Genomic DNA, 7,766 nt, shown 5'->3' on the forward strand with positions numbered 1-7,766 from the left:
AAGTTTGCGACAGAACCCGATATTGCCGTTTTTGATACTAGTAACGAAATCTTTGATTGCCTTGGGTACTCGATGTTTGCCGTTTTCATCGAGATTACTTTCTACTACGCGTTTAATGATTTCATTCACCGACTCTTGACCACATAGACCGGCGATTAAGCTAAAAGCTTGTTGGTATCTATCCTGTTCCGAAAAGCCTTTAGCTTCTTCAAAATAGAGTTCATCAACCTCTTGCTCTATTGCATATTCTTCAATAAATTCAATGACACCTTCAACGTTTGGTATGCCTACCCCATTAGTTACTTGACTTAATGCAGCACCAAATAAAAAAGTAGACCCTTTGTTATTTTTTTTGAGGCGTATATTTAGAATACGTTCATCGTAAAAGCCAATTGACATATATTGCTTTTTCTCCTGCTATTGTTTTGCTTTGTCGTTGATACTAATCACTGTGTCGATTTGAGGCTGCGAAAACTCTTTACTCATAAGCGAAGAGGTAACTAGCTTACGCGCTTTTAGAGTGCGCTTGTCGAAACTTTCAATGTTATTTAACCAGTTGATATTCTTTCACAAGGCTGTCCAATGGGATTCTAAGCCCATCGTGTAGCTTGCGAATCATTGAGATAGATAAACGTCTTTGACGGCTCAGAATCTCCGTAACACGGCTACGCTGACCAAGGAAAGGTACAAGGTCTATTCCCCTTAATTAAAAACTGGATCAGAAATTTGAATAAGGACTTTTCCTTCGCTTTCAAACACACTTTGCACTTCTTGGAAATTCCAATCATCACCAGAAGTTAAATCCGCATCAAAAGGAACAGTGGCATCAATACTTTCAAGACGCTCTAATAGCCCTTTAACATTAGAGTATACCCCTTCCTCTTTTGCTTCTTGCAGGAAGGTTCTTGGCGGTTCATGGTAGACATTACCAACAGGTAGTACACCATATTCTTTATGTTGAATCTTGACTTGTAATGTTGGTGATGCCTTTCTTAGCAATTCCAAAATCTGACTTGTTTTCATGCGAAAATTTTCCCTTAGCAACGTGTTAGTGTTCTATCGTGATACTTCATTGTTGCCGCACCAATAGACAATGTGCTGACAGCAAAGAAAGCAAACCAACGATAATTTAGATATTTGGTTACGGCTGATAATGCATCGGTTGGTACTGGTGCTGTCCACGCAACAATGAAGCTGATTACGCTACCCAACATAAGAGCAACGGTAATAATTATTCCTGCTTTAATTTTCCAATCAAAGAACTCAAAAAACATGATGTCTTTTTATCCCTTTTGTTCGTTGTCTTTGTTTGGTAGGCCATTCACAGCGTCTAAGTCACGCTGTTCACCCGCCTTTGCTATCCGTGATAACTGGCGTTCGGACTTACCCCAACGTTTTGCGATTTCTTCAAACTTCCAACCTTTAGCGTTTGCTATAAGCTGAAACTCTGTAATATTTCTACCTGTCATATGTGTCTAGTACATTCCAATTTAATTACCTGTCAAATATGTCTAGCTCACTAATCGCCAGTATTTCGACTCTCAGGAGCTAACAACGACTCAAAACGTTCTAAGTTTTTGATATTACACTCTTGATTGAATTTTTCTTCAAACCCTAACACTGTAATAAGCTCTCGTTTAGAAGTGGATAGTAAGTAAATAGCGTCCGTGTGCTCATTGAACATTTTTAGAAGAAACTCAATAGCATCAACTCGGTTTCGAGTGGATCTACCTTTCCATGCTGGCTCATGATGGAATAAACGATTCCTGAACTTATTTAATGCTCCCATTTTCTGAAATAATGTATTGAGTTTAACTCTCTTCTCTCTAGCGTTCGGGAAACACTTATCCAACTGTGTTTGCCATAGGTTATGATCTCTGTTGCGAGGGTTGTTGTAGTCTCGGTGTAACATGTGAACCCAAAATCCAAACGGTAATCGAGAAACAAGATCGTTACTGGTATATCGAGCGCCTACATCCTTTAAACACTGCTGTTCTGCAAAATCGACTTGTTTTCGAGACTCTTGACTTAGAGGAATTCGCTTATACCATTCATCATCTTCAAAGCATTCTGTTGCTGATTTATGGATTGAATTTCTCAATGTCACTTCAAGTAGCTGAACTACTGAGAAAAACTGAGACATTATACTTTGCATCGCCATATAAACGGCTATCAACTCACTATCAGATTTACAGTCGAGCACCTGACGATAGGTCTCTAGTTTTTCTGTAGAAAGTCCTTGCTTGATCTCTTCCAAATCCAAATTATTTGCCCTCTGTATCAAGGTTGTGTATTATTAGAAACAACTGAGGTTAATCCTCTTGTTGTGATAGCCCTGTCCTCTTCCGCTGGAAACAGTATTGACAACAGGTAGCGAGTTTAAGAGCCACCCTTTCGAGGGTGGCTCACTTGTTTGTAGCTAATAAAAGTACACTACATACACCCGTCATATATGTCTAGCATATTTTAAAAAGCCATATCTGCAATTGCTAGCATACTCACAGTATCTGTCTCTATAAGTCTTACCGTGGTTTCAAGGCTCTTATTTCCAAGCATCAAATGGATAGTCGGAACGTCTACTCCATGACGTTTAAGCCTTACAGCAAACGTGCGTCTACCGCTTAGAATACTAGGCTGATCAATACCAGAATCAGCCAACAATCGTTTGATGTGATTATTTAAAGCATTACAGTGGTAAGTCGTATTACCTTTCTCTGTGGTTCTATGCTTGATTTTAAAATGGTCGCCATTCCTACGCTTAAAGAATGGTTCATCAGCATCAAAAGCATTGTATTGATCGGGGTGATCACCATCTTTTAGCCGTTGCTCAATGTAGTTCTTGATAAGATTCTGTAGCTTAATGTTGGACAGATAAAAATCTCGATTCACATCGCCTTTAATGGCAAAGCATTTTGTTAGGTGTCCGTTCTTCTTAACAATGTCTCGAACTTGGATGCGACATACCTCTAGTGTTGTCATTCCACTACCCAAGAAAAATCCCATTAGACACGCATTAAGCTCTGGCTCTGGTGTCTGTGTAATGACTTTAAAGATCCAAGTTTTGTCTTTGTCCTCGATGAGCGTTGGTAGTGCCATGTGTGCATTTTCCTGTTTTGCATGAATAAACACACACGCTAACAGTGACAAGTTTAGAAATCAGTGATCTAAGGATTGGAATTACTGGCTTTGGGGGAAAACGTTCCGTAGTATCGAAATCAACTGATCACGATACTACATACTGGAGTGGTTAAGGTAATTGATGGGCTGTTGCTGTTAAAGACTCGATTTGAACTGTTTTACCTGACATAGAAACTTCTTTGGTATAAAGACTTTCTGCCTTATCCCATTCTAAAAACGCCTGATTAGCTATCGTTTGAATATTAGCTAAATTCACATCGTATTTTTGCGTTAAGCTCAAAGGAAACTTGAAATCATAACTAAGCCAAATGCCATTTTGCTCGGGACGTAATACGTGTTGCCAGGCGGAGTACTGACTACCACAATTGTCATATTCAAAATTGCAAATCTCAAACCCCTTACTTTCCGGCAACTGAGATAAATATAAATACACATCGTAGGTTTGATACTCAGGCATCGCTTCAGCATTGTTAAAATTTAACACAATAACACTGTGTGCCCCTGCCTTTGTCCCAATCTCAATATGATTGGTAATAGGGGGGGGCGTTGCAGTGTTCGTACAGCCCAATAGCGCTGATGATATTCCCACCGCAAGTAACATTTTTTTCATAAATAGCCCTTTTTTTACTGGATATCTAACCAGTATAATAAGAATCACATCACGACACAATAAACATCCTCACCAATTGATTAATGTTGAATTAATCAATAATTTCAATATGTTCTTGTTTATATATGGTTCATGCTGGCTGCTATATACTTGCATGTAGAGTCAGTATGAAGCCGACAGAGCGAAGCGGCGTCAGTATTACTAATTTAGAGAAAACTGATCATTTTGAGGTTTAGGATCAAAAAATCAAGCGAAACCAAAACACATCACAACCCGTTAACATTTAACTAAATTCTGTAATTAACTTTCAGGAGAAAACTCTAGGGTATGGAAAGAGAAATGGCTGACTTTCGAGCGGTTGTAGCTAGAGTCGTCCCCTACCGCGCAAAAGCCAGCCTAATTTTGTCAATTTAACATATGATCGATAATACAATCCAAGAAAGAAGCACCGTACGGTGACTAATTTAGGTTCTGTCGCAAACTTTGAGGATTTAAGTTAAGGTTTGCTTGATTTCTACTCATGAAACTGATTCTTAATGTGTAAGGCTGTCACTTTCCTTCTGAAGTTGTTCTTGAAACCGTACGTTATTATCTCGCCTATAAACTCAGTTATCGTGAAATTGAAGAGATACAGCTTGAGCGTAGAGTTGTTGTAGATCACGCCACTATCGATCCGTCGATAAATTTGGAAACGTGATCGATTACTACCTTAGCCCGAACCGTGATGAGGCAGCTGCCAAAGCCTTTCTGAATAAGGCCATTGCACAAAATGGTTTACCAAGCAGGTTACTGCCAAGCAATAAACTTGCGCGGGACAAGAGTGAAGAACTTGGCCCCCCTAGTGGCTGCCATACATCCTCAAACAAACAGTCCATTTCCTGGTGTCGTGGGAGAAGCGAACGGCCATGTCATTGATTTTTTACTCTGCGATCGCCATGATGAGAAAGCGGCTCGCGCCTTCTTTACCAAGGCAATCGGCTATAATGGTTTATCAGAAAAAGTGGTTATCGATAAGAGTGGTACCAACGCGTTAGCGCTGCATAACATCAATGTTCAACTCTGGCTGACGGAGAAGAGACTCAACTTGATTGAAGTATTTCAAGTTAAATATCTGAACAATATAGTTGAGCAAAGTCACCGGAAAGTGAAAGGTAAAATACATCAGTGTTTAGGGGGGGAATTTGTATGAGAGAGCCAGTTCCACCCTGGCAGGCGTGGAACTGTGGTCGATAATTAAAAACGGACAGCTCGATAATCCTGAAGGCTTATCTGCTTGGGAGCAATTTTACGCACTAGCAGCCTAATTACATCTAAAAACCAGTACACTTATACTTCATCATAATTTTGCGATACAACCCCACATTATACGGCTTTGGCTCTAGAGCTGGTTTTGTTCATTTTACTTTAAATGACTAAAGCGTTGCTCCAAATTGTTCTAACAACTCACGTTGTGCATCGGTTAGATTTTTGGGTATTTCAACTTGAACCTCCACCAATAGATCGCCCGCTTCACCTTTACGACTTGTCACGCCTTTCCCCGTCATCTTGAATTTGCGCCCTGTTTGAGTACCCGCTGGAATTTTGAGTTTAAAGCGACTGTCTAACACATTCACCGTAACTTCCCCCCCTAAAGCCGCAGTAACCATATCAACTTTGGTGTGACAAATAATGTCATTACCATCGCGGTCTAGAAACCCATGTGGTCTGGTTGCAATAATGAATAATAAATCCCCCGAAGGACCACCATTAACGCCTAAACCACCTTTACCGGAGTAACGTATCTTTTCACCATCTTTAATACCCGAAGGGATCTTAACTTTGATTTTTTTCTGTTTACCATTGATTAGCAATTCGACCGTTTTTTCAGCCCCTTGAACCACATCAATAAAGTCTACAGTAAGCGTATATTGGTGATCTTGACCTTTTTGTCCGCGTGGGCGCCCGTGTCCACCACGAGTTTGTGAGAAGAGATCCTCAAACCCTCCACCAAAGCCGCCGCCACGTTGGCGGAAGGCATCACTAAAGAAGTCTTCGAACCCACTGTGACCACCAAAACCACGATTCTCAGATTCAGTATGACAAAATTGGTCATACTGAATGCGCTTTTCTTTGTCTGTTAAAATTTCATAAGCATCTTTTACTTCTTTGAAATTCGCTTCTGCTGTCGCATCTCCGGGATTTTTATCGGGGTGATACTTCACCGCCAACTTCTTGTAGGCTTTTTTAATCTCTTTCTCCGAGGCTCCCTTAGATACACCTAGCACGCTGTAATAATCTCGTTTTGACATGCTAAAAACTCACTCAATTTCTCATTCAAACAAAAAAGGGCGTATGAGTGACCTCTTACGCCCTGAATACCAATAAGTTCACGTCTCCATGATACATAACTCAACGTTTAACAGCTCGAAAGCAATTATCCGTCAGTGGCGTTACTTCATTTCTTCAAACTCAGCATCAACAACATCGTCGTCCTGCTTAGGTTGTTCATCAGCTTGCTGTGCTTGTGCTTTCTGTTGAGTAATTTCCATTAGCTTTTGAGCTGCTTGCATAAGTTCTTGAACTTTAGCGTCGATCACTTCTTTTTCGTCACCAGACTTAGCTAATTCTAGAGCTTCGATAACCGCTTCGATTTTAACTTTCTCGTCTGCAGGTAGAGCTTCACCCGCTTCTTCTACTTGCTTCTTAGTACCGTGAATCATTTGGTCAGCTTGGTTACGTGCAATGACTAGCTCTTCGAACTTCTTGTCCGTTTCTTTGTTAGCTTCTGCCTCTTGTACCATTGCTTCGATCTCTTCCTCAGACAAACCACCTGATGCTTGTATCGTGATCTTTTGCTCTTTACCTGTTGCTTTATCTTTAGCAGATACGTTCAGGATCCCATCCGCGTCTAGGTCGAATGTTACTTCGATTTGTGGCATGCCACGTGGAGCTGGTTGGATACCTTCTAGGTTGAACTGACCAAGAGACTTGTTGTAAGTCGCTTGCTTTCGTTCACCTTGAAGAACGTGGATAGTTACTGCGCTTTGGTTGTCTTCAGCTGTAGAGAACACTTGCACCGCTTTAGTCGGGATAGTTGTGTTTTTCTCGATAAGCTTAGCCATTACCCCGCCCATCGTTTCGATACCGAAAGAGAGAGGAGTAACGTCAAGTAGTAAAACATCTTTAACGTCACCAGCTAGCACTGCACCTTGAACAGCAGCACCCATTGCAACAGCTTCGTCAGGGTTCACGTCTTTACGTGGCTCTTTACCGAAGAATTCAGTTACTTTAGCTTGAACCATAGGCATACGAGTTTGACCACCCACTAAGATAACGTCAGTGATTTCGCCTACAGATAGGGCAGCATCTGCAAGAGCTACTTTTAGTGGCTCAAGAGAACGTTGAACTAGGTCTTCAACTAGAGACTCAAGCTTCGCTCGAGTCACTTTGATGTTCATGTGCTTAGGGCCATTCGCATCAGCCGTAACGTAAGGTAGGTTTACGTCAGTTTGAGTAGTAGAAGAAAGCTCGATTTTCGCCTTTTCTGCTGCTTCTTTAACACGCTGCATTGCTAGTGGATCAGTTTTAAGGTCGATACCTTGCTCTTTTTTGAACTCATCTACTAGGTAGTTAATCATGCGGTTATCGAAATCTTCACCACCAAGGTGAGTATCACCGTTAGTTGAAAGAACTTCGAAAGTTTTCTCACCTTCTACTTCATCAATTTCGATGATAGAGATATCGAATGTACCACCACCAAGGTCGTATACAGCGATAGTGCGATCACCACCTTGCTTGTCTAGACCGTAAGCTAGAGCAGCAGCAGTTGGTTCGTTGATGATCCGTTTAACATCTAGGCCTGCGATACGACCAGCATCTTTCGTTGCTTGACGCTGAGCATCGTTGAAGTAAGCAGGAACAGTAACAACTGCGCCAGTTACTTCTTCGCCTAGGAAGTCTTCAGCTGTTTTCTTCATTTTCTTAAGAACTTCAGCAGATACTTGAGGAGCAGCCATTTTTTGGCCTTGCGCTTCAACCC

Annotated in this window: 8 protein-coding genes and 2 pseudogenes; 1 reads left to right on the forward strand and 9 read right to left on the reverse strand. The window is 41.1% G+C overall.

The genetic code is table 11. From position 1 onward, the window contains the following. The 7 genes and pseudogenes from AB4653_RS12920 to AB4653_RS12950 form a co-directional block, all read right to left on the reverse strand. Nucleotides 1–399: pseudogene (locus AB4653_RS12920) on the reverse strand (hypothetical protein); the annotation flags it as partial. Nucleotides 400–702: 303 nt separating this feature from the next. Further along, nucleotides 703–1,023 carry a hypothetical protein gene (locus tag AB4653_RS12925; protein ID WP_102258074.1) on the reverse strand — a complete coding sequence of 107 codons (321 nt, stop codon included), beginning with the start codon at nt 1,021–1,023 and terminating at the stop codon, nt 703–705. A gap of 14 nt (nt 1,024–1,037) precedes the next feature. Then, nucleotides 1,038–1,274, reverse strand: a complete 237-nt coding sequence (locus AB4653_RS12930) for a hypothetical protein (protein ID WP_102258075.1) — start codon at nt 1,272–1,274, stop codon at nt 1,038–1,040. Nucleotides 1,275–1,283: 9 nt separating this feature from the next. Then, nucleotides 1,284–1,469: a hypothetical protein gene (locus tag AB4653_RS12935; RefSeq protein WP_017086662.1), complete on the reverse strand. Its 186-nt coding sequence runs from the start codon at nt 1,467–1,469 to the stop codon at nt 1,284–1,286. A gap of 50 nt (nt 1,470–1,519) precedes the next feature. Beyond that, the gene (locus tag AB4653_RS12940; RefSeq protein WP_102258076.1) at nt 1,520–2,263 is read right to left on the reverse strand and encodes a hypothetical protein; all 744 of its coding nucleotides are present in this window, start codon (nt 2,261–2,263) and stop codon (nt 1,520–1,522) included. Between the two features lie 203 nt (nt 2,264–2,466). Beyond that, entirely contained in the window at nt 2,467–3,096 is a 630-nt protein-coding gene (locus tag AB4653_RS12945; protein WP_102258077.1) for a site-specific integrase, read from the reverse strand. Nucleotides 3,097–3,247: 151 nt separating this feature from the next. Next, nucleotides 3,248–3,748 (reverse strand): hypothetical protein, encoded by a 501-nt coding sequence (locus tag AB4653_RS12950; protein ID WP_017104225.1) that lies wholly within the window; start codon nt 3,746–3,748, stop codon nt 3,248–3,250. A 544-nt stretch (nt 3,749–4,292) separates the two neighbouring features. Between AB4653_RS12950 and AB4653_RS12955 the strand changes: the two are divergent. Further along, a pseudogene (locus AB4653_RS12955) lies at nt 4,293–5,052 on the forward strand (transposase); the annotation flags it as partial. A gap of 108 nt (nt 5,053–5,160) precedes the next feature. On the opposite strand, the gene AB4653_RS12960 reads toward AB4653_RS12955, so the two are convergent. Continuing rightward, on the reverse strand, nt 5,161–6,036 hold the full coding sequence (locus AB4653_RS12960; RefSeq protein WP_017096991.1) for a DnaJ C-terminal domain-containing protein: 876 nt from the start codon (nt 6,034–6,036) through the stop codon (nt 5,161–5,163). 141 nt (nt 6,037–6,177) lie between these two features. After that, on the reverse strand, nt 6,178–7,766 hold a 1,589-nt coding region (dnaK, locus tag AB4653_RS12965), incomplete at its 5' end, for a molecular chaperone DnaK (RefSeq protein WP_372104361.1).

The organism is Vibrio sp. 10N.222.48.A3 (genome assembly GCF_041475345.1).
GTDB classification, from domain to species: Bacteria; Pseudomonadota; Gammaproteobacteria; order Enterobacterales; family Vibrionaceae; genus Vibrio; species Vibrio tasmaniensis_A.

What these genes read in the sequence shown, in the direction of transcription:
- AB4653_RS12925 (WP_102258074.1), bottom strand. Translation starts at nt 1,023, where the DNA reads ATGAAAACAAGTCAGATTTTGGAATTGCTAAGAAAGGCATCACCAACA.
- AB4653_RS12930 (WP_102258075.1), bottom strand. Translation starts at nt 1,274, where the DNA reads ATGTTTTTTGAGTTCTTTGATTGGAAAATTAAAGCAGGAATAATTATT.
- AB4653_RS12935 (WP_017086662.1), bottom strand. Translation starts at nt 1,469, where the DNA reads ATGACAGGTAGAAATATTACAGAGTTTCAGCTTATAGCAAACGCTAAA.
- AB4653_RS12945 (WP_102258077.1), bottom strand. Translation starts at nt 3,096, where the DNA reads ATGGCACTACCAACGCTCATCGAGGACAAAGACAAAACTTGGATCTTT.
- AB4653_RS12950 (WP_017104225.1), bottom strand. Translation starts at nt 3,748, where the DNA reads ATGAAAAAAATGTTACTTGCGGTGGGAATATCATCAGCGCTATTGGGC.
- AB4653_RS12960 (WP_017096991.1), bottom strand. Translation starts at nt 6,036, where the DNA reads ATGTCAAAACGAGATTATTACAGCGTGCTAGGTGTATCTAAGGGAGCC.